Source organism: Olleya sp. KKT75, assembly GCF_055635485.1.
Genome location: NZ_CM145759.1, coordinates 274,060 through 296,680 on the forward strand (window position 1 = coordinate 274,060; position 22,621 = coordinate 296,680).

Consider the following 22,621-nt stretch of genomic DNA (forward strand, 5'->3'; position numbering starts at 1 on the left):
TTATAATTCAACAATTAAAAATTGACCTTGCAAAGGTTTCAAATTTTTAATTAAATGAGGTATTAATTCCGAACCAAATTCTAAATATAATTCTGAAAAATTGGTGTTTCGTTCTTGCAAGCTATAATTTGGAAACAATTGGTATTGTAAAGCGGTCATGCGGGCCACTTGATCCTTTAACTTACGTTTTTGAGCTGTAAGTAAACGTTTTTCTAAATGCTCTAATCCATTGATTTGTTTCTTTTCTTGAGATGCTACTGCACCAACAAAAGACTGGTCTGTTTGTTCTGCTAACGCATACAAATCCTTAAACTGTGCTTTTAAATGTTTGATTTGCTCAGAAAAATCGATATCTATATTTGAAATCTCTCTTACCTTTTTGTTAATAAAACTATTACGTTTTAAGAATAAATCTTTATCAGAAATACCTAATTTATCAAGCTTTTCCGTTTGTTGTTTTGTTTTTATTAAAACAGAATTACGCAGTAATAAGATTGGGAACGTCACGTGGTTAGCTTCAAAATTACTTTGTAACTGAAACCAATACGCTAACTCTCCTCCTCCACCAATATAACACAGGTTTGGCAATATCACCTCCTGATATAATGGACGCATAATAACGTTTGGACTAAAACGTTCAGGGTGATCTTTAACCTCCTTTTCTATCTGGTCTTTACTCCAAACAACAGTTGTATTTAAGGCTGTATAGGTGTTGTTTTCAAAAACAATACGCTCTCTAACGTCCTTTGTAATGTAAAATAAGTTAATCTCTCTTGGATTAACTTGTATGCTATAATTATCGGAAACTTGACTTAACTGTTTTGAGGTTTTGGTTACAGCTTCAAAAGATGTGTTATTAAATAACTCAGTTTTGATTTGCGGGATAAACAGTTGTTTTAACGCTTTTTTATTAGCATCAATAACAACTAAACCTTGCTCTCCAAACAACCCATTTGCTAAGTAATGTGTGGCTTCAGCTAAATTATCGTGTTTTAAATACGCGTTTTCAAATAGTGCTTTTAAATATTTAGCATTAGTACCAATACCTAGTTCCTTAGTAAATAATTCAAATACCTCTTTTAAACCTTTTGTATCTAAATCTCCAACTGCTCCTGACGCCTCTTTATTCCAACGTATTTTTTTTCCTCTGAAATTAAAATAATTGATTTCTTCAAAATCATGATCCTCCGAAGCCATCCAATAAATAGGCACAAAATTGTACTCTGGATAAGCAACCTTTAATTCCTTTGTCAGATTTATGGTCGAAATAATTTTATGTAAAAAATATAAAGGACCAGTAAACAAGTTAAGTTGATGCCCAGTAGTAATAGTAAATGTTTTACTATCTGCTAATAACTTAATATTAGTGTTTGTAGCTTCAGACGTATCAAGTGTTTTATATTGTTCTTGAAGCGCATTAACTAATACACTTCTATTGTCATTACTAAACGTCTCTTGCTTTTCTTTAATTTGGGCTTTAAAATTCTGAATATTTGGAAATCTATTATAAAACGGTTTTAACGCTTCCGCTTCCGCTAAATAATCGCAAATTAATTGAGAAAAATATCCAGTGTCTTTAAATGAAATACAGTGTGTTGGCATAATTACAGATGAATCTTGCGTAAAGATAAGGCAGTTTAGGGTTTAGTTTGTCTTAAAATTAACATAAAACCTTACTGAAAAATGATAGTTTTTGATTAAATTATTAGGGTTAACTCCTAATTGCTATATAATATGAAATCTTTAACGAATATAAGTCTTAAGCCAATTATTACTTTTCTAATACTAATGAGTTGCGTGCTTAGTTTTGCACAAAACCTGCAAGAATATAAAGGTGAAGTCTTGGATAAAAACACTAATAAACCCCTTGCATTGGCAGATTTAACCATAGCCAACTCTAACATTAGCACCATTACTAATAACGCAGGAGAATTTAGCATTAAAGTACCCGATAATCTAGCTCAAAATACGGTAACAATTTCATATTTAGGTTATCAAAAATTAGAATTTTCTTTATCTGATTTTAAAGATAACACCAAGTTTTACTTATCACAAGCACCAACAGTACTTGCCCAAATTGATTTAGTTAGACCTACAGATGCCGAAGCTTTAGTAAAGAAAACCTTTGATTTAAAAGGGGATAATTATTTTACGGAGAATGTAAACATGACTGGTTTTTATCGTGAAACCATAAAAAAACGAAACAGAAACGCATCATTATCCGAAGCTGTAGTATCTATAAATAAAGTCGCTTATAACTCTAAAAAAAATGATGAAATAACATTAATAAAAGCCAGAAAAAGCACAGATTATGCTAGACTTGATACTATCGCTTTAAAATTACAAGGAGGCCCTTTTAGTAGTTTATATACAGATGTGATAAAATACCCTGCCTATATATTTAACGACAATACCATGGTTAATTATAACTTTAAATTTGGACAAAACACACAGATTGATAATAGATTGGTATATGTAATCCATTTTGAGCAGAAAAAGAACATTACTAGCCCAATGTATAATGGTAAACTATATATAGACGCCACGACTTACGCACTGACTAGTGCTGTTTATAATTTAAATGTGGAGAATCGTGAAGCAGCATCTAAACTTTTTGTTAGAAAAAAACCAAAGACAGCTACCGTTTATCCTACTGAAGCTTCCTATCGTGTAAATTACAGAACAAAAGATGGCAAATGGTACTTTGGATATAGTAACATATTATTGACCTTTAAAATTAATTGGGACAACCGCTGGTTTAATAGTAAATACACCCTGCAAAGCGAAATGGCAATTACAGACTGGAATATGGATGACACAAAGCTGTCTTTAAAACAAAGTAAAAAACTTAGACCAAATTCTATTTTACAAAATCAAGCATCGGGATTTTCTGATCCCAATTTCTGGGGAGAGTATAATATTATTGAACCAGAAAAGTCTATTGAAAATGCCATTAATAAAATTGACAAACAATTAAAAAGAGGGTAAACTAGACTTAATTATTCTTGATGATTAATAATGATATCAAAATAATTAGGGTCGTAAAATGTTTTAAGCGTATTATACTTTTGTACATCAGTAAGTGTATCTGACACTTTTAAAATCTTTAGATTATGCTCGTAAATACGCCAAATTAACTCGGAACAATAATGCTCTGTGCTATCTTTATAATTAAAACTATGATCAAAGGGTAATTGCTTTTTGTAGTAATACCCTATTTGATTTACAATTTTTTCTTGTTTTACTGAATCTATATTTTTTAAACGTGTGACTAATATTGTGCGATTATGAGAGTTATGCACAAATGAATCTATTGCCTGCAATCTTAAACCATCTTGATTAGACACACTGCTAGATAAAGCATGTGCAATCTTTAAAGTATCATTTTGTCTAACAACCATACCAAGGTGTGTCACATCATAATCTTCATTCATCATTTTTAATATCATAGTGCTGACTAAGCCATAACCACGACGCAAAATAATGTCTCCACTTTGGAGTTTTGATTTTTCGTTAGCATTTAATTTATACAAAAAAGACGATTCATACGGTCTGTTTGAATCGTCTTTTAAAAATTTATATGCCAATAAAACAACACTAATAACTAGTATAATTTTAATAGCTGTTTTTATCATTTACTCAGCAGCTTCATTATCTTCAAACATGTCATCATCATCAGAATCCATATCAGGGTTACCTGTTTCTTTGTTCTGTTGCCCCATACCTTCTTTATTCATAGATTCTTTATCCATGCTAACTAACCATTTACCATCCTCTTTTACAAGATTCATTGGCATATCTTGGTCACTGTCTTCTTGACTACTTGTCATTTTTACAGTACACACAGCCTTATCACCATCAATTTTAGTCTCTACAACTTCAAAATCAATATCTGCTTCGCTCATTTTATCTGCAAACTGATCTTTAGCTCCAAACGACTCTAACATGGTTAACATCGATTTTGTATCTGTAGTTGCATATTTTTTAGCTGTTTCAAAATCTCCTGAATACATTGCTTCCAAAAAGTTAATTGCTGCACCTTCTGGTCCGCCTCCACCGCAAGCTGTTAACATAAAAAAGCAGGATACTAGAAACGTTTTAAAAATTTGTGTTTTCATTATTTGATTGGTTTTTGTTTATGTAAATATAGCGTATTACCATTAATAACCAAATGACTACTAGCTTAAACCCGCTTCTTAGTTGCTCATTACTAGTTACTTTATAACTAATAATATCCAATAAAACGATTACTTCACCAATTCACCGTAAAGATCAAAATCTTCAGCTTCTGTGATTTTAATGTTGTAATACTCTCCCGTTTTTAAATACGTTTCAGTAGCGTCTATTAACACTTCATTATCTACATCAGGACTATCAAACTCTGTACGACCAACAAAATATGTACCTTCTTTACGGTCTATAACCACTTTAAAGGTATCTCCTATTTTTTCTTGATTTAACTCCCAAGAAATCTGAGATTGAATTTCCATAATTTGGTTAGCTCTATCTTGCTTAACGTCTTGTGGTACGTCATCCTCTAAATTGTAAGCATGTGTATTTTCTTCATGAGAATACGTAAAACACCCTAAACGTTCAAAACGCATGTCTTTTACCCATTGTTTTAACTCTTGGAAATGTGCTTCAGTTTCGCCTGGATACCCAACAATTAATGTTGTTCTAATAGTCATTTCTGGAACTATAGCTCTAAACTGGTGTATTAGCTTAGTCGTCTTTTCTTTAGTAGTTCCACGACGCATACTTTTTAGTAAATCGTCACTAATATGTTGTAATGGAATATCTAAATAATTACAAATCTTAGGCTCACGCTTCATTAAGTCCAATACATCCATTGGGAAACCCGTTGGAAAAGCATAATGCAATCTTATCCATTCTATACCTTCAACTTTTACTAAGTTTTCAAGTAATTCAGCAAGATTTCTTTTCTTATAAATATCTAAACCGTAGTATGTTAAATCTTGAGCAATTAAGATTAATTCTTTAACACCATTAGCTGCTAATTTTTCAGCTTCGATAACCAAGTTTTCAATTGGTGTAGATTTGTGTTTCCCTCTCATTAAAGGAATAGCACAAAAACTACAAGGTCTATCACAACCTTCAGCAATTTTTAAATAGGCATAGTTTTTTGGTGTTGTTGTTAAACGCTCACCAATTAGCTCATGTTTATAATCTGCACCTAAAGCCTTAAGTAATCCTGGTAATTCTGTAGTACCAAAATACTGATCTACATTAGGAATATCCTTCTGTAATTCTGGTTTATATCTTTCACTTAAACAACCTGTTACAAAAACTTTATCAACCTCTCCATCTTCCTTTTTCTGCATATACTCTAAAATAGTATTTACACTTTCCTCTTTGGCATTATTAATAAAACCGCAAGTATTTATAACTACTACATTACCTTCTTCTTCATGCACAACCTCTTTACCGTTAGCTTTTAATTGTCCCATTAGGACTTCGCTATCGTAAACGTTTTTACTACAACCTAAAGTTATTACGTTGATTTTGTTCTTTTTAAGTGACTTTGTTCTCATACCTCATTTTTGGACTGCAAAGATACTATCTAATTTTAATATATCAGATATTAAACCATTATGATTTATATTAGTCAAATAGAAAACTAACACCATGAAACCACGTACTTTACTTATTACTGTATTTGTCCTGAGTATTATAGGTTGTTCTTCGGAAAATGAAAGCGTGTCTATTGAAACCCCTTCTATAGATACTATTTATTTCCCTCCAATAAATTCAAATAACTGGGATACCGTTTCTTCGAATGAACTAAACTGGAATAGCGAAAGTCTTGACGAATTAACTGTCTTTTTAAACGAAACCAATACGAAGTCGTTTATAATCTTACACAAAGGAAAAATAGCTTACGAGCAGTATTTTAATGGTCACACAGCCAACAGTCCATGGTATTGGGCAAGCGCAGGAAAAACATTAACAGCTACCGTTACCGGCATCGCACAAGACCAAGGTTTACTTGATATTAACCAAAGGGTATCTGATTATCTAGGTTTAGGATGGACTAATACTACCCAAGAACAAGAAAATCTAATAACCAATAAAAACCTTTTATCCATGGATTCTGGTTTAGATGACACATTAGGCGACGCTATTACCACAACTAATTTACAGTACTTAGCAGACGCTGGCACACGATGGGCATACCACAATGTTTATCTAAAACTACAGGATGTTGTAGCCCAAGCTAGCAATCAAACTTGGAACACTTATTTTAATGAAAACTTAAAAGACCCCATTGGCATGACTGGTGCATGGATTACTAACGAGGATTTAAACATATATTGGAGCACTAGTCGAAGTATGGCGCGATTTGGATTATTAATATACGCTAACGGACATTGGAATGACACTGCAATATTATCTGAATCATTTTTAAATGAAGCCACAAATACGTCTCAAAACCTCAATCCAGCTTACGGTTACTTATGGTGGCTGAATGGTAAGGACAGTTTTAATTTACCACAAACTCAAGTCGCTTTTTCCGGAACATTAATACCAAACGCACCTAGTGACATGTATTGTGCATTAGGTAAAAATGATCAAAAAATATACATCGCACCTAGTAAAGACCTCGTTATAGTTAGAATGGGAAACGCAGCAAATGATGCTAATTTTGCGCTATCAAACTATGATAATTTACTTTGGGAGCAGATAAATAACGTTATAGATTAGTCGTATTTTAATGGTGCGACTCTCTTTTTTGAAGCTTGCTCATACAAATATGCATATTCCAATATTTCTTTTTCAGAATCACCTATTATTGTTAATCCTTTTGGTTCTCCAATTGTTGTATATCCCATAGGGATTGTAATTGCAGGAATTTCTGCTACAGCAGCAAATCCAGCATGATAATTATTTATAGATAAAAAAGCATCTAAGTTGTGTTGTTTTTTGGCAAAATAAAAATACAGCGATCCATTAATTTTTAGCTGTTTTTTAATTTCTAAAAATTCTTCGTTTGTTGCTTTATCTGCTACTATACCTTCAAATAAACTTTGACCATAAGGCATACTATTTATTGAATCTTTTAAATTGAATGCCATAACATCCTCCACTGATTTTAAACCTAATGAAGGATCTCCATATTTAGAAAAATATTCTGGCAGGTCTTTTTTCATATCTAAATTAAGTAGTCTTAAAAAATCTGGCAGTTGGTAATCTTTAGGTTCAAACTCTATAATCGTTGCGCCTTGTAATTTTAAATCAGCTATTGCTTTAACGTATAATGAATCTTCAAGCAAACCTTTGAAAGCTCCAAATGTCTTCCCTCGTAGTGATGCGAATTTAAATTTTGTATAATTAGTATCCACATTTTTTAAATCCTTTGATTTAAAAGATTTTGCATCCTGCGCATCATAACCATAAATAGCATCTAAAACAATTGATGTATCCGTTACGTTTTTAGCAATTGGGCCTGCAGTATCTAATGTTGACGAAATTGGAATAATACCACTACGACTAACTAATCCAACTTTTGGCTTTAAACCAACAACCGAATTCTGGCTAGATGGAGATAATATTGATCCAGACGTTTCGCTACCAATTGCAGCAACACAAAAATTAGCAGCCACAGCTACTGCGCTTCCAGAACTAGAACCTCCTGTATCAATAGTTTTACGACCATAAGGATTTAAAGTTTGTCCTCCAATGGCACTATAACCACTTGGACAATCGCCACAGAAAAAATACGCCCACTCACTTAAATTAGCTTTACCTAAAATTAAAGCATTATTAGATTTAAGCTTACTAACTATAAAAGCATCTTGGGTTGTATTATCTTTAAGTGCGACTGCACCTGCTGTAGTTGGCATACTAGCAGTATTAATATTATCCTTTAATAAAATAGGCATTCCAAAAAGCGATGCTTTTAAAACTTTTGCATCGCTTAAAGTACTTCGTAAACTATCTTTCTGTTTAGCTTCCGCAATAATATTAGGATTAATAGCTATCACAGAATTTAAAGACAAAGCGTTTTCTCTATCAAATTTTCTAATTCTAAATAAATAAAATTTAGTTAATGCTTCATAACTTAATTTACCATCAGACACATATTGCTGCAATGTTGGAATGTCTTGTTCTAAAACTATAGGTTTAAGTGCATTATAATTAGCTTCTGTAAAACTTTTTAATTGACTATTTAGGTCTTGCCAAATTATCGCGTTAGACAAATATTTAGAATCTAATACTTTAAACTCTCTAAAAGGTTTATCAACTATAACGCTATCTTTTAATGTATCTACATCTGTACTTTTAGTTTTATTATCGTTTTTACAACCTACTAAAACTATTAAAAGAAGACAAAGCCTAACTAATTTCATGAGCTATTTTTTTCTAAAAATACGAAATAAAAAAGGAGTGCATAACTGCACTCCTTTGAATATATAAACTATAGAGATATTATTACTTAAAGAAAGAATCTACAAACTCAAATTTATTAAACACTTGTAAGTCTTCAATACCTTCTCCAACACCAATATATTTAACAGGGATTTGAAATTGGTCACTAATACCAATAACAACACCACCTTTTGCCGTACCGTCTAACTTTGTTACTGCCAAACTAGTTACCTCTGTAGCTACTGTAAATTGTTTAGCCTGTTCAAATGCATTTTGACCTGTACTACCATCCAAAACTAATAAAACATCGTGAGGCGCGTCTCCAATCACTTTCTGCATGACACGTTTAACTTTTGTTAACTCGTTCATTAAATTAATCTTATTGTGTAAACGTCCAGCGGTATCAATAATAATAACATCGGCATTTTGAGTAACACCAGATTCCAACGCATCAAAAGCAACAGATGCGGGATCTGATCCCATATCTTGTCTTACCATTGGCACATCTACACGGTCTGCCCATACTTGCAATTGGTCTATTGCAGCTGCTCTAAACGTATCTGCAGCACCAAGAACAACACTTAAACCTTGTTTTTTAAATTGATATGCTAATTTACCAATTGTCGTTGTTTTACCAACCCCATTAACACCAACCACCATTAAAACATAAGGTGTTTTACTACCGTCTGCTTGCTTTGGTAAAACTGGTATTTTATATTCTGTATCTTCTCCAGCGTCAATTTCTGACAATAAGCCAGCAATCTCTTCACGTAAAATTCTGTTAAGTTCGTCAGTTCCTAAATATTTATCTTTAGATACTCTAGCTTCAATACGCTCAATAATTTTTAATGTTGTGTTTACACCAACATCACTTGATACTAAAACTTCTTCAAGATTATCTAAAACAGCATCATCAACTTTTGACTTTCCAGCAACTGCTTTACTTAGCTTTCCTAAAAAGCTAGTACTTGATTTTTCTAAACCTTTATCTAAGGTTTCCTTTTTCTCTGAAGAAAATATTTTTTTAAAAAAACTCATTTGTTTTTTATTGGTTTTTATTGGTTGACGTAATACAATTATAAAGCCTAAATTAAATGACTGCTACATTGTCATAGTTTTATACTGTAAAGTAACGCAATATTTTAAAAACAAAAAAGCTACTTCCTAATAGAAAGTAGCTTTTGTATATTATAAATTTATGAAGACTATTTGTCTTTCATAAAATCGCTAACAAATTCTGGTGACATGATTGATTCAACAAACATGTAAGCTCCAGTTTTAGGAGACTTTACCATTTTAATTGCTTTTGATAATCTTTTAGACGATGTCTGTAAAGATGCTACGGTTTTCTTTGCCATGACTTATATGGTTTTAGTATTCTTATTAAAAAGAATATTATTTAATTTCTTTATGAACGGTCATTTTCTTCAAGATAGGATTGAATTTCTTAATTTCCATTCTATCTGGAGTGTTCTTTTTGTTCTTCGTTGTAATATAACGAGACGTTCCTGGCTGTCCAGACTCCTTGTGCTCTGTGCACTCTAATATTACTTGTACTCTATTACCTCTCTTTGCCATAATTATTATACTTTACCTTTTGGGCAATTATTTTACAAATCCGTTAGCTCTTGCTCTTTTTAATGTAGCAGAGATACCGATTTTATTAATAGTTTTTAACGCTGATGTAGATATTTTTAAAGTTACCCACTTATCTTCTTCAGGAATATAAAAACGTTTTTTAATCAAATTAGCATCAAATGTACGCTTAGTTCTATTCTTTGCGTGAGACACGTTGTTTCCAACCATTGCCTTCTTTCCTGTAAGTTCACAAACTCTTGACATTACTTTATAACTTTAAAATATGTTATTAAAAATCGAGGTGCAAAGATACTAATTATTTACTATTTTACAAGAGCTAAATAATTAATTTTTAAAAATTTCTTTTTGAAGCAACTCTAAAGCCTTATTTACTGTTTTATTTATGACGCGTTCACGATGATTTCCCATCGTAAATTCATGAGCTTCAACTCCGTTTTTTGTAGCTATAGCTATAAAAACGGTTCCAACCTCTGCATCACTATCTCCTTTTGTTGGTCCTGCATTACCGGTTGTGGCAATTGCAAAATCCGAATTCATTTTTTTTCTAACATTGGTCGCCATAGCTTTCGCAACCTCAGAACTAACCACCGAAAAGCGATTTATTAAATCCTCTGGCACGTCCAAAACGTCAATTTTAGTCTGCGTAGCATAACTGACAATTGCACCTTTAAAAAATGCAGATGCTCCAGAATGTGATGTAAATTGTTCCGCCAATTTTCCACCCGTACAACTTTCTGCTAATGCCAAAGTTTGTCCTTTTTGTGTTAATTGTTTAGAAATAATTAATTCTAAGCCTTCGGTATTATCTTGATAACCGACAAAAATATCTTGTATTAATGGCAGTATTTTATCTATTTCGATCTGGATCTCTTGTTCTAACTTAGCTTCATCCTCTCCAATACCTGACAAACGCAATCTAACGCTTCCTAAAGCAGGTAAATACGCCAGTTTAATATGATTTGGCAAACCATCTTCAATAGCCTCTATACGCTCCGCAACTACACTTTCACCTAAACCATAGGTTAAAAGTGTTTTGTGTATTATAAAAGGGCGTTTGTATTTTTCGGCTAATTTAGGTAGCACCTCCAACTCGATTAAAGATTTCATCTCGTAGGGTACTCCTGGTAATGATATGAACGTTTTGTCACCTTTTTCAATCCACATTCCGGGTGCTGTTCCAAACCTATTGGTTAGTACTTTTGCTTTTGAAGGGACTAAGGCTTGTTTTTTATTTACATCCGAGATAGGCTGATTGATATACTTTTTAAACAGCTGCTCTACATGTTTTAAAACAGCGTCGTCTTGAATTAGAGTATCATTAAAATATTCGGCTAACGTGTGCTTTGTAATATCGTCCTTTGTAGGTCCTAAACCTCCCGTAATTATGATAATATCCGCATTTTTTTCTGCTTCAGCAAATGCTTTTAACAGATGTGCTTTATCATCTTGTATGGATGTAATTTGATATACTGAAACACCAATGGAGTTTAGCGCTTTACCTATAAAAGCAGAGTTTGTGTCTACTATTTGACCTATCAGTATCTCATCTCCAATAGTAATTATTTCTGCTTGCATTATAGTTTAAAATCTTGAATAATCTCTTTAGTTGCTCTATCAATTGCAGCCAAAACACTATTTAATTGTGCAGTAATATTTTTATCCTTTTGCTCTAGCTTACCCCAATCTTGTACTACGATTAAGTCGTCTAATATTCCCAACTCAAACATGTCTACTGTTGGTTTCATTTTATGAGCCGTCTGATAGGTTAATAGATAATTTTCATTTTCTACTGCTACCTTTAATATTTCTGCATCCGCTGGCACTTCTTCTATAAAAGTAGAAGCTAAAGCAAATAAAAATTCTTGATCGTTATCTGCTAACTCTTTAAGCCTATGTAGTTTGTAATGTTTTTCCATTTATTTCACATTTATTGAGAATAACTCTCTATCCTCAAGAAAACCTTTTAGTTTATCATTAGCAATTACCTTACCAACGCCTGCCGGTGTTCCCGTAAATATAATATCTCCTATCTTTAAAGTAAAATATTTTGATACATATTCTATTAATTCGTCGATTTTCCACAACATTAAGTCGGTATTTGCACTTTGAACGACCTCAGAATTTTTTTCTAATCTAAAATTAAGACTATCTACGTCAGAAAATTCTGTCTTATCAATCCACTTACCTATTACTGCTGCTCCATCAAAAGATTTTGCCTTTTCCCAAGGTAGCCCTTTATCTTTTAATTGCTTTTGCACATCACGTGCTGTAAAGTCTATCCCCAACCCTACATGATCGTAGTATTTATGTGCAAATTTTTTATCTATATGTTTTCCAAGCTTATTGATTTTTACTAAAACCTCAACTTCATAATGCACATCATCTGAAAAATCTGGAATAAAAAAGGGTTGCTTTTTTAAAAGTATTGCATTATCAGATTTTATAAACACTACTGGATCTGTAGGTTTTTCGTTTTCTAATTCTTTAATATGGTCTGTATAATTGCGACCAATGCAGATTAATTTCATATGCTGTTATGTATTAGAGACAGTGCCAGTTTGTCTCGGATTAAAACTATTAAATAAAATTAAAACTTATTATTTAAGGCTCTTAACTTAATTGCTGTCAATATTTTTTTAGTGTATAATGGAAAATCCGCATTTAGTAACCATCCAAAATACCCAGGTTCTTTATCTAAAACATCTGTTACCAGTTTTCCTTTATGTTTCCCAAAAGCAAACACTTCTTGCTCTTCTTTATTGTAACTTATAAAACCTGCAAAATCAGCAAATTTACGTCTAGAACTAAACTCAGCTAAAAACTTAGTATCATTCTCCAACTCGTCATAACGTTCTACTTGCGCCTTTAAAACCTCGTAAGTCGCTAAAGTATCTGCTTCTGCAGTATGTGCGTTTTCTAAACTTTTATCGCAATAAAACTTATAAGCTGCACCCAAGGTACGTTGCTCCATTTTATGAAAAATAGTTTGCACATCTACCGCAACACGTCCTTTCATATCAAATTCCATATCTGCACGTAACATTTCTTCTGCTAAAAGCGGAATATCAAACCGGTTAGAATTAAAGCCTGCTAAATCAGCATCCTTAATCATTGCACTAATTTCTGGTGCTAATTGTTTAAATGTAGGTTCGTTTGCAACTCTCTCATCAGTAACACCATGTATTGCTGACACTAAAGCCGGAATTGGCATTCCTGGATTAACTAGCCATGTTTTACTTTCTTTATTTCCGTTTGGAAACACTTTTAATATAGAAATCTCTACGACTCTGTCTGATGTTATATTGATTCCAGTCGTTTCTAAATCGAAAAAACAGATGGGCTTGGTTAAGTTTAAAGACATATTTATTTTTTGGTTTACATCCAAAATTGAGCATATTAAAGACAATAAAAGCAGTATGACCTGCATTTTACTTAATACAAACAATTTTCGGTACGGTTTATGCAAATATAATTCTAATCTGTTACTTTTACTTTGTAATACTTTTAAAAAATGATAAGAAACCTTACACTACTATTTATTACTTTACTATCACTAACTGCTTTTGGACAAAACGAACATAAGCATGTTAAATTGCAAGAAGAAATTAAAGGCAAGCGCTATGAGATTTATATAGAAAACACAGACTCTATATCTTACGACATCTTTTTAAAGGTGGACACCAATGATTTTAGACGCAGTAGCGAACGCCCTATTTTACAAACAATAAAAGGAAACAGCCGTGTTCGTGTTTTAACCATGGTAAAACTAAACGGTAAAGAAGGTAAATACACTTATATACTAGTGGTCAACGAAGTATCTTACGCTTTAGAAATAGACAAAGACTTTGAGATTATTGACTTTAAATTAGACAAAGAAATAAACAATAAATCTGTCATTTTGTACACGCAAGATGATTGTACCATCTGCCCAGATGCAAAACATATTTTGACCAAAAATAAGATTAGTTATACTGAATACAACTTGGACAAAGACACAACAAACTATAATAAGATTATAAAAGAATTTAAAGCTATAAAGCCAAAAAGCGATTTCAATAAAATTCCGATCATGAAAATTGATGACAAACTTTACAATGACATTGACAGTCTAGAAAGTTTTATTCAGGCGTTACGCGACGGGTTTAATTAATAAGTAAAAATGGGCTGTTCAAATCCCCTGAAAGTATAAAAGACGTATATTATGGGTACATTATTCATAAAAAATTAGATAAATTTATTGCTATCCTTTATTTTTAAAAGTGAAAACAAAACAACCAAAACCTAATCTTATGAACGAAAAGATGAAACAAAATGCTGTTGCGTTTTACAAAATGGCATATGAAGGAAACCCTAGACAGGCAACAGAATTATATGTTGGTAAAGAATACATCCAACACAATCCAGCGGTAGCTAATGGCATTGAAGGTTTTATTGCATATTTTGAACGTATGAAAAAAGAGTATCCTAAAAAATCAATAGAATTTGTCCGTATAATTTCAGAAAACGATTTGGTAGCTTTACATACCCACCAGGTTTGGCCAGACAACGATCAATATGTTACTATGGATTTTTTTAGATTTGATAAAGATGCAAAAATTATAGAACACTGGGATTCCATACAGCAAATACCAAAACAATCTGCCAACAAGAATACCATGTATTAATGCTTACTGAATATATTATTTAAATACAACACATAAAAAAAAGCACAATCTTAAGATTGTGCTTTTTTAGTATTATACTATTTATTTCTAATATCTGATATGCTTCGCTACGCTCTAAATATCAATAAAAGGTTTTAGATTTCTCTGTTTTTGTCCCAAGCTTCTAAGTAATCCTTAACTGCTTTTACAAACTGACCACCTAACGCACCGTTTACAACTCGATGGTCATAACTATGTGATAAATACATTTTGTAACGGATACCAATAAAATCGCCATCAGGCGTTTCGATTACAGCAGGTACTTTACGTATTGCACCTAAAGCAAGAATACCAACTTGTGGTTGATTAATAATTGGTGTCCCCATGATACTTCCAAACGTCCCTACGTTAGTTACGGTATATGTACCACCTTGTACATCGTCTGGTGTTAACTTACCATCTCTTGCACGTCCTGCTAAATCGTTAACCGCTTTAGTCATACCAACTAAGTTAAGTTGATCCGCATTTTTAATAACAGGTACAATTAAGTTACCATCTGGTAAAGCTGCAGCCATACCTAGGTTAATGTTTTTCTTTTTAATGATAGTATCACCCTGTAAAGAGATATTCATCATCGGAAACTCACGTAATGCCTTAGCAATAGCTTCCATAAATATTGGTGTAAACGTTAAGTTTTGACCTTCGCGTTTTGCGAAACCATCTTTAACTTTTTTACGCCAATTCCAAATATTAGTAACATCCGCTTCTATAAAACTTTGTACATGCGCACTAGTTTGAACAGATTGTACCATGTGATGAGAAATCATTTTTCCCATTCTAGTTAATTCTATAATCTCATCTCCTTCAGACACAGCAATTGGCGCTGCTGCTTTTGGCGCTGCTTTAGCTGCTGGAGCGCTTGGTGCTACAACTGCTTTTGCAGGTTGACCACTTCTATCTTTTAGATAAGTAATCATATCGTTTTTAGTAACACGACCATCTTTACCTGTTCCAGCAATAGTATCTAACTCTGCTTGAGCGATACCTTCTGCTTTAGCCATATTTTTTACTAAAGGCGAATAAAAACGCTCATCACTAGAAGCAATCGCTTCTGTAGTAACTTTGGCTGCTTCCATTGTTTTAGATACTTCCTGTGCTGCAACTGCTGCCTGAGGTTTAGCTTCAGCCTTAGGTGCTTCGGTTGTTGTACCAGCATCACCATCAGTTTCAATTATTGCTATGGTTTGACCAACTTGCACTACATCGTCCACGTTAAATAGTTTTTCAACTAAAACGCCATCAACTTCACTTGGTACTTCACTATCTACTTTGTCTGTTGCAATTTCTAAAACTGCTTCATCCGATTCAATAGTATCTCCAACCTCTTTTAACCATGAAGTAATTGTTGCTTCAGCAACGCTTTCTCCCATCTTAGGTAACTTAAGTTCAAATCTTGCCATATTAATAATTTACTAGTCTTTTTAATGTGTTGAATTGCAAAATTAATAAATAATAAGCGTTTTTACTACTTATTATGCATCATTTTGCAACGTTTTAAAAGTGAAGCACTTCGCCTCTGCTTTTTGATGAATCGCTTCCGAGGATAAAATTAGAGTTTTTTGGAAGAATTCTAAAGCTTAAATTTTTATTTTTTTCAGAATTTATTATCGTTTCAATAATTGTTTTAAAACTTAAATAGTTAGCATCTAAGATAACCTGTGTATCTGCTTCTGTTTTTGATAATTCTGAAACTTTATTAAGTGGTTTAGCTATTTTATTTTCTAACTCAGGATAGTTTTTATCAGATACTATAGTGTGGTTTCTAACCGGCTTTATTTCCGCGAAAGCGTTATTATTTAAATGTTTAGCCATTTTTATACCAATCCAAACCAATGCATCAAAAACTAAGTTACGTTTAAAATGCTTTTTGTAAAAAATCTGCATCGCACCATAAAAACGTTGGGCGTAATTGGCATCTTTTAATGTGCTTTCGCCTTTAAAATGAATGACTTTTATCGGACCATAATACATGTTATCAAAACCAGCTTTTACGATTTTATAAGACAAATCAATATCCTCTCCGTACATAAAATAGTCTTCGTCAAATCCGCCAACCTGTTGATAAATTTGTTTTTCTAACATCATAAAAGCACCTACAAAAACAGGCACTATACCTGACGTATTTGGTTTTAAATTGGATACATAATACGATTTATCAAATCCAAACACCTTTTTCATTGCCACTTTGGGTGTTGGAATTTGACGCTTACTTTCTGGTAAAAAGCAACCTCTACCATCCACTAATTTGCAAGCAAACAATCCTAAATCGTTTTTAATTTTTGAAAACTCAAATAACTGCTCAAAACAATCTTCAGGAACCACTGTATCGGGATTTAGAATACACAAAAACTGCCCTTTAGCTTGCTGTACACCTATATTATTCCCTTTTGAAAAACCTAAATTTTCCTTATTCTGAATCAGTTTTACATTAGGAAACTTTTGCTTAACCATAGCGCAACTTTGATCTGAAGAGTTATTATCTACGACAATAATCTCTGCTTCTAGATTTGTAATTGCAGCTGATACACTTTGCAAACACAACTCTAAAAAATAGTGCACGTTATAATTTAATATAATTATGGATAGCTTCATTAATGCTTATAACTTTAATGAAGATTCAAATGGAATTCGGTTTAAGATACTACGTCCTAAGGTAATTTCGTCAGCATATTCTAACTCGTCACCAACAGATATCCCTCTAGCAATAGTTGATGTTTCTATGCTAAAATCTTTAATTTGTTTATAGATATAAAAGTTTGTTGTATCACCCTCCATAGTTGGACTTAACGCAAAAATAAGCTCTTTAATTTGACCTTCTCTTACTTTTTGTACTAGGCTAACAATATTTAAATCGTGAGGTCCCACACCGTCCATTGGCGATATTTTTCCGCCTAAAACGTGATATAGTCCTTTATGCGACGCTGTATTCTCAATAGCCATTACATCTCTAATGTCTTCGACCACGCAAATAACATCTGCTTTACGCAATGGGTTTGAGCAAATATCACACAGCTCGTTATCACTAATATTATTACAAGATTTACATACCTTTAAATCGTTAACCATGGTATTTAAAGCATGACTTAACCCATGTGTATGCGCTTTAGGCTGACGTAATAAATGTAGCGCTAAACGCAATGCTGTACGCTTACCAATACCTGGCAGTTGCGAGATCTCGTTAACTGCGTTTTCAAGAAGTTTTGAAGAAAATTCCATAACTGCAAAATTAATGCTTTTGCTATTACTTTTAGCATTTATTTTAAGTCTAATTATGTTAATAAAATCTATATGTTTTAACTTAAAAAACAAAATAACCTTCAGTACATTTTTAACTAAAATCGGTTATAATTTTCTGTTTATTGTCAAATAACTTTTATCTAAATACTAATTTTGTATTTTGTCCATTATATCCAATTTTTATGACTTCGATACAAATCCTTTTATTAATAGCAGCCTACTTTGGTGTGCTAATTTTAATCTCATATTTTACAGGAAAAGACGACTCTAACGATGTGTTTTTTAAAGGAAAAAAGCAATCGCCTTGGTATGTTGTTGCGTTTGGAATGATTGGCGCCTCACTTTCTGGTGTGACATTTATATCGGTTCCTGGTTTGATTGAGGGACAACAATTTGCCTATATGCAAGGTGTATTTGGTTTTTTTGTTGGGTATTTAGTCGTGCTTCTTGTGCTTTTACCTTTGTATTATAAATTAAACGTCACCTCTATTTACCAATACTTAGAGCAACGCTTTGGAACGGTTAGCTATAAGACTGGTGCGTTTTTCTTTTTATTATCCAGAGTTACCGGAGCAGCTTTTAGACTATTTTTAGTAGCATTAGCCATGCAATACATTGTATTTGAAGCCTTAGGCGTTCCGTTTTGGTTAACCGTAGTCATATCTATTGCATTAATATGGTTATACACTAAACGTGGCGGTATTAAAACCATTGTATGGACAGATACACTGCAGACTTTAGCCATGCTAACATCTGTTATTGTTGCTATATTTTTAATTGTAAATAAATTAGATTGGTCCGTAACCGAGATATTTAACAAGGACAGTTTTAAGGCTAAAAGTCAGCTATTCTTTTTTGATGATGTAAACAGTAAAATCTATTTCTGGAAATACTTTATTGGAGGTATATTTATAACTATTGCTATGACTGGTTTGGACCAAGATATGATGCAAAAAAACTTAACCTGTAAAAATCCTAGCGATGCTAAGAAAAATATGTTTAGCATGTCTATTTTATTAGTATTTGTTAATGTAATATTTTTATCCTTAGGGGCTTTATTATTTATATATTCTGAACAATTTGGGGTTTCTATCCCTGTTGTAGATGGCAAAGTAAGAACAGACCTATTATTCCCAGAAATAGCTATGAACCAAGGATTAGGTCTTGGGCTACAAATCACCTTTTTAATAGGACTAATTGCTGCAGCTTACAGTAGTGCTGATAGTGCATTAACATCTCTAACAACATCTTTTTCTATTGATTTTTTAAATATTGAAAAATTACCGTTAGCACAACAAAAACCACTACGTAAAAAAGTACATATTGGTGTATCCTTATTACTAATAGTGGTTGTGGTTATTTTTAATGAATTAGAAGGTAGCGTTGTCGGTAACCTATTTAAGTTTGCCACCTTTACTTATGGTCCTTTATTAGGTTTGTTTGCATTTGGAATACTAACTAAGCGCTCTATTAAAGACAACTTTGCTTGGATTGTAGGATTAGCGTCTATAATAATCACTTATTTTATTACAGAGCTTCCTGCAAACTTTCCTGATAGCTTTATTGGGAAGTATGCTTTCCATTGGGAAATTCTTCCTTTAAATGGTTTAATAACATTTATAGGATTGCTTTTAATTTCCGCGAAAGCGAAACCTAATACTGATTTGTAGACAACAATACTAAAGTACAAGCGACTTCAAAGTCAATATTATTTTCTTTTAAAAGCACGTACAATTCAGGGTTTTCTGTACCTGGATTAAAAATCACGCGCTTTGGATCTAAACCTACAATATAATTGTAATACTCTTTTTGTCGTGTTGGATTTAAATATAGTGTAACAGTATCTAAATCTTGATATTGTTGTAATTCTTTATCAATAGTAACACCAACGACTTCTCCTGCTTTCATCCCGAAAGCAACCGTTTCATGGCCGTACTTAACCAATTTGCGCAATGCAATATTACTATATCTATCTAATTTTAGTGATGCCCCAAGGACTAACGTTTTTTTGCTCATAAATGTTAAAATTTAAAAATAATATAAATATACAGTAACAGTTTACAAATTAAGGCGTCTTTATAATAGAAGTAAAATACATCAATCAAATAATCAATCAAACAATGAAAAAACTAATCACCATTGCCTTACTATTGCTAACCTTTAGTATCCAGGCCCAAGACAAAACAAATGCTTTACCCAAAATCGGAACCGTTACCGGTAATGTATTAGACGTATCACTTAACCAACCCTTACCTTATGTTAACGTCATTGTAAAAGACACCAACAATAAATTAATAACTGGCGGTATTACAAATGACGAAGGACAATTTAGAGTGACACAAATCCCAGAAGGCACTAATTTAATTACTATCGAGTATTTAGGTTTTTTACCACAGACTAAAACCATTGTTATTACTAAAGATAATAAAGTTATAGACTTAGGAACTATTAATTTAGAAGAGGCAGCAACTAGCCTAGACGAAGTAACTATTGTGGCAGAAACCTCAACAATACAGCAAAAAGTAGACAGAAAAGTAATTACTATTGGTAAAGACTTACAAACTGCTGGAGCAACTGCTAGCGAGATTATGAACAACTTACCATCTGTAAGTGTTGATCAACAAACAGGCTCTATTAGTTTACGTGGTAACCAAAATGTAAGAGTTATGGTAGATGGTAAATTATCAAACATTCCTGCGGAACAATTACTAAAACAAATCCCATCTTCTTCTATTAAAAGCATCGAATTAATTACTAATCCGTCTGCAAAATATAACCCTGAAGGAATGAGTGGTATTATTAATATTGTACTACATAAAAACACAAAAATTGGATTTAACGGGAATATAAATATTGGGCTATCGCATGACATCGAAGCTAAATTTAATAGCTCGATTGATGCTAATTACCGTAACGGAAAATTCAATTTATATGGTTCTTACAATAATAGTGTCACCAAAAACTTCAATTTTGGAGAGATTAATAGAGTTGAACAAGATATTCAGCAAAAATTTGAAATTCTAAATAACAACAAATCTCATTTATTTAAAGTCGGTTTAGATTATTATTTGGATGATAGAAATACTATTTCTGTATTTACAAATCAAAATATTTTTGACGGTTGGGTTAATGTTGATTCTGAAATCAATTATTTAGCGAATGCTGCTTTAAACGAATCTCAGTTTACTAGAAATGATAACGGAAACGATTCTGAACAATACAATTTTAACTACAAGCACGACTTTAATGACGATGGACATAGTTTAGAGTTAGAGGTTGATCACAATACATATGATGGTTTATCAGATTCTAGAAACAACTTTTTTAGCTCTCAACGTCCAAACTTTTTAGAAAACACAGATACTGACAGAGCAAGCTCTACAATAAATTTAGATTATAGTAATCCTATATCAGAAACTACTAAATTAGAATTTGGTTTACAAGCCCGCTTGTTTAACACTACTATTTTTTACCAATCTGACGCAAGAGAAACTAATCAATCTGGAGTTTACATTCCGACAACCACTACTTTTGATTATACAAGAGATATTTATTCTGCCTACGCTACTTATGGTAAAACATTAGATAAATGGAGCTATCAAGTTGGATTACGTGCTGAGACTGTTGCTGTAGATTCTGAGGCTTTCAAAAAAGATTTAGCATCAAGCGATGAGACGACAATCCCATTTGATAATGATTACTTTAAACTATATCCTTCAGCGTTTTTAACGTACACACCTTCAGATAAAAATTCGTTTCAATTAAACTATAGTAGACGTGTGGATCGTCCAGGTATTGGACAAGTTAATCCTTTACCAGAATGGAGTACGCCTTTAATCTCTCAATTTGGGAATCAAGAATTACGTCCACAGTTTACAAACTCCATTGAAACCAATTACACAAGACAGTTAGAAAACGGTAGTATTACCGCAGGTGTGTTTTATAGAATTATTGAAGACGAAATACAACAAGCCATCCTAATAGACAGATCAGATGTTAACAGACTATTTTTTACAAACTTAAACTTTGATAACTCTTCTGCCTATGGTATAGAATTATCTTCAAACTATAGACCTACAAAATGGTGGAGTATTAATGGTAGTTTTGATTTATTTTCTCAAACACAAAAAAGTGTTGCCGAATCTTTTGACACCAACCAAAACATTGTTTTAAACACAGTTAAAGTTGACAATATCGTTTGGAATGTAAGAGCCTTTAATAATTTTAAAGTCACTAAAGCTTTAAGTTTATCTGCTTTTGGTATGTACAGCGGAAAAAACAAAAACATACAATTTGAAATGGAAGATATGTTAATGGTAAACCTAGGGATGCGTTATAGCTTCTTAGAAGGTAAAGCCAGTTTTAGCTTAAGCTATAATGATATTTTTGACACCATGTACGCGCAGTTTGAAGGCCAAACTCCTTATTTACAACAAGGTCGATTTAACTGGGAAAGCCAACAAATTTCCGGACGTTTATCGTACCGTTTTGGTGGCGGAAAATACAGAGCTAAATCAAGAAAACAAAGAGACGACGATACTAAATCCGGTGGTGGATTTATGTAATAGTATAAACAATACCATCTAGAGGTTATTTAGTAGCTAACAAACAGTTAATGGTTAGTGTTTAAGTTAGTTGCTAGATAAAAACCCCAAAGTCTGATCAGTTTTGGGGTTTTGTTTTTTTAACATCAT

Annotated in this window: 23 protein-coding genes; 6 read left to right on the forward strand and 17 right to left on the reverse strand. The window is 32.5% G+C overall.

Features of this window, described 5'->3' with window-relative positions; translation table 11 throughout:
- Positions 1-1,602 (reverse strand): bacillithiol biosynthesis cysteine-adding enzyme BshC, encoded by a 1,602-nt coding sequence (gene bshC, locus ACZ2G2_RS01265; RefSeq protein ID WP_470393571.1) that lies wholly within the window; start codon positions 1,600-1,602, stop codon positions 1-3.
- Between the two features lie 132 nt (positions 1,603-1,734).
- On the opposite strand from bshC, the gene ACZ2G2_RS01270 reads away from it, so the two are divergent.
- Positions 1,735-2,988 (forward strand): carboxypeptidase-like regulatory domain-containing protein, encoded by a 1,254-nt coding sequence (locus ACZ2G2_RS01270; protein WP_470393573.1) that lies wholly within the window; start codon positions 1,735-1,737, stop codon positions 2,986-2,988.
- An 11-nt stretch (positions 2,989-2,999) separates the two neighbouring features.
- Here the strand turns inward: ACZ2G2_RS01270 and ACZ2G2_RS01275 are convergent, their stop codons facing one another.
- The 3 genes from ACZ2G2_RS01275 to rimO all read right to left on the reverse strand — a co-directional run bounded on the left by ACZ2G2_RS01275 (position 3,000) and on the right by rimO (position 5,552).
- On the reverse strand, positions 3,000-3,635 hold the full coding sequence (locus ACZ2G2_RS01275) for a YiiX/YebB-like N1pC/P60 family cysteine hydrolase (RefSeq protein ID WP_101203022.1): 636 nt from the start codon (positions 3,633-3,635) through the stop codon (positions 3,000-3,002).
- Complete coding sequence (locus tag ACZ2G2_RS01280) at positions 3,636-4,118, reverse strand: DUF4878 domain-containing protein (RefSeq protein WP_281847552.1); 483 nt, start codon at positions 4,116-4,118, stop codon at positions 3,636-3,638.
- A gap of 129 nt (positions 4,119-4,247) precedes the next feature.
- Positions 4,248-5,552, reverse strand: coding sequence for a 30S ribosomal protein S12 methylthiotransferase RimO (rimO, locus tag ACZ2G2_RS01285; RefSeq protein WP_090839180.1), 1,305 nt, complete (start codon positions 5,550-5,552; stop codon positions 4,248-4,250).
- Between the two features lie 94 nt (positions 5,553-5,646).
- Here rimO and ACZ2G2_RS01290 point away from each other — a divergent pair, with 94 nt between their 5' ends.
- Entirely contained in the window at positions 5,647-6,723 is a 1,077-nt protein-coding gene (locus ACZ2G2_RS01290) for a serine hydrolase domain-containing protein (RefSeq protein WP_470393575.1), read from the forward strand.
- Here the strand turns inward: ACZ2G2_RS01290 and ACZ2G2_RS01295 are convergent.
- The 9 genes from ACZ2G2_RS01295 to ACZ2G2_RS01335 form a co-directional block, all read right to left on the reverse strand.
- Positions 6,720-8,369 (reverse strand): amidase family protein, encoded by a 1,650-nt coding sequence (locus ACZ2G2_RS01295; protein ID WP_470393576.1) that lies wholly within the window; start codon positions 8,367-8,369, stop codon positions 6,720-6,722. The two genes, ACZ2G2_RS01290 and ACZ2G2_RS01295, sit on opposite strands and share 4 nt — an antisense overlap.
- Positions 8,370-8,451: 82 nt before the next feature.
- Positions 8,452-9,426 (reverse strand): signal recognition particle-docking protein FtsY, encoded by a 975-nt coding sequence (gene ftsY / locus ACZ2G2_RS01300; RefSeq protein ID WP_090839174.1) that lies wholly within the window; start codon positions 9,424-9,426, stop codon positions 8,452-8,454.
- 167 nt (positions 9,427-9,593) lie between these two features.
- Positions 9,594-9,746 carry a DUF4295 domain-containing protein gene (locus ACZ2G2_RS01305; RefSeq protein WP_090839173.1) on the reverse strand — a complete coding sequence of 51 codons (153 nt, stop codon included), beginning with the start codon at positions 9,744-9,746 and terminating at the stop codon, positions 9,594-9,596.
- A gap of 37 nt (positions 9,747-9,783) precedes the next feature.
- Complete coding sequence (gene rpmG, locus ACZ2G2_RS01310; protein ID WP_055435478.1) at positions 9,784-9,966, reverse strand: 50S ribosomal protein L33; 183 nt, start codon at positions 9,964-9,966, stop codon at positions 9,784-9,786.
- 27 nt (positions 9,967-9,993) lie between these two features.
- A complete protein-coding gene (rpmB, locus tag ACZ2G2_RS01315) occupies positions 9,994-10,230 on the reverse strand; it encodes a 50S ribosomal protein L28 (RefSeq protein ID WP_090839172.1) in 237 nt (78 codons plus the stop codon).
- An 81-nt stretch (positions 10,231-10,311) separates the two neighbouring features.
- The gene (locus ACZ2G2_RS01320; RefSeq protein WP_470393580.1) at positions 10,312-11,562 is read right to left on the reverse strand and encodes a competence/damage-inducible protein A; all 1,251 of its coding nucleotides are present in this window, start codon (positions 11,560-11,562) and stop codon (positions 10,312-10,314) included.
- Positions 11,562-11,903, reverse strand: a complete 342-nt coding sequence (locus ACZ2G2_RS01325; protein WP_090839168.1) for an Hpt domain-containing protein — start codon at positions 11,901-11,903, stop codon at positions 11,562-11,564. Before ACZ2G2_RS01325 ends, ACZ2G2_RS01320 begins: the two co-directional genes overlap by 1 nt.
- Positions 11,904-12,515 (reverse strand): fumarylacetoacetate hydrolase family protein, encoded by a 612-nt coding sequence (locus ACZ2G2_RS01330; protein ID WP_470393582.1) that lies wholly within the window; start codon positions 12,513-12,515, stop codon positions 11,904-11,906.
- 59 nt (positions 12,516-12,574) lie between these two features.
- Positions 12,575-13,348, reverse strand: a complete 774-nt coding sequence (locus ACZ2G2_RS01335) for a 3'-5' exonuclease (protein WP_470393584.1) — start codon at positions 13,346-13,348, stop codon at positions 12,575-12,577.
- A 150-nt stretch (positions 13,349-13,498) separates the two neighbouring features.
- Between ACZ2G2_RS01335 and ACZ2G2_RS01340 the strand changes: the two genes are divergently transcribed.
- Positions 13,499-14,137 carry a glutaredoxin family protein gene (locus ACZ2G2_RS01340; protein ID WP_282069547.1) on the forward strand — a complete coding sequence of 213 codons (639 nt, stop codon included), beginning with the start codon at positions 13,499-13,501 and terminating at the stop codon, positions 14,135-14,137.
- 139 nt (positions 14,138-14,276) lie between these two features.
- Positions 14,277-14,651 carry a nuclear transport factor 2 family protein gene (locus ACZ2G2_RS01345; protein WP_090839161.1) on the forward strand — a complete coding sequence of 125 codons (375 nt, stop codon included), beginning with the start codon at positions 14,277-14,279 and terminating at the stop codon, positions 14,649-14,651.
- Between the two features lie 134 nt (positions 14,652-14,785).
- Here the strand turns inward: ACZ2G2_RS01345 and ACZ2G2_RS01350 are convergent, their stop codons facing one another.
- From ACZ2G2_RS01350 to recR, 3 genes are all read right to left on the reverse strand, one after another.
- Positions 14,786-16,090: a dihydrolipoamide acetyltransferase family protein gene (locus tag ACZ2G2_RS01350; protein WP_470393587.1), complete on the reverse strand. Its 1,305-nt coding sequence runs from the start codon at positions 16,088-16,090 to the stop codon at positions 14,786-14,788.
- Between the two features lie 94 nt (positions 16,091-16,184).
- Positions 16,185-17,282, reverse strand: a complete 1,098-nt coding sequence (locus tag ACZ2G2_RS01355; protein ID WP_470393589.1) for a glycosyltransferase family 2 protein — start codon at positions 17,280-17,282, stop codon at positions 16,185-16,187.
- 6 nt (positions 17,283-17,288) lie between these two features.
- Entirely contained in the window at positions 17,289-17,906 is a 618-nt protein-coding gene (gene recR, locus ACZ2G2_RS01360) for a recombination mediator RecR (protein ID WP_090839503.1), read from the reverse strand.
- A 203-nt stretch (positions 17,907-18,109) separates the two neighbouring features.
- Here recR and ACZ2G2_RS01365 point away from each other — a divergent pair, with 203 nt between their 5' ends.
- Positions 18,110-19,597 carry a sodium:solute symporter gene (locus tag ACZ2G2_RS01365; RefSeq protein WP_101203034.1) on the forward strand — a complete coding sequence of 496 codons (1,488 nt, stop codon included), beginning with the start codon at positions 18,110-18,112 and terminating at the stop codon, positions 19,595-19,597.
- Here the strand turns inward: ACZ2G2_RS01365 and ACZ2G2_RS01370 are convergent.
- A complete protein-coding gene (locus tag ACZ2G2_RS01370; protein WP_470393592.1) occupies positions 19,581-19,943 on the reverse strand; it encodes a CoA-binding protein in 363 nt (120 codons plus the stop codon). The genes ACZ2G2_RS01365 and ACZ2G2_RS01370 overlap by 17 nt on opposite strands.
- Before the next feature lie 104 nt (positions 19,944-20,047).
- Here ACZ2G2_RS01370 and ACZ2G2_RS01375 point away from each other — a divergent pair, with 104 nt between their 5' ends.
- Positions 20,048-22,492, forward strand: coding sequence for a TonB-dependent receptor (locus tag ACZ2G2_RS01375; RefSeq protein WP_101203036.1), 2,445 nt, complete (start codon positions 20,048-20,050; stop codon positions 22,490-22,492).
- Positions 22,493-22,621 lie beyond the last annotated feature (129 nt).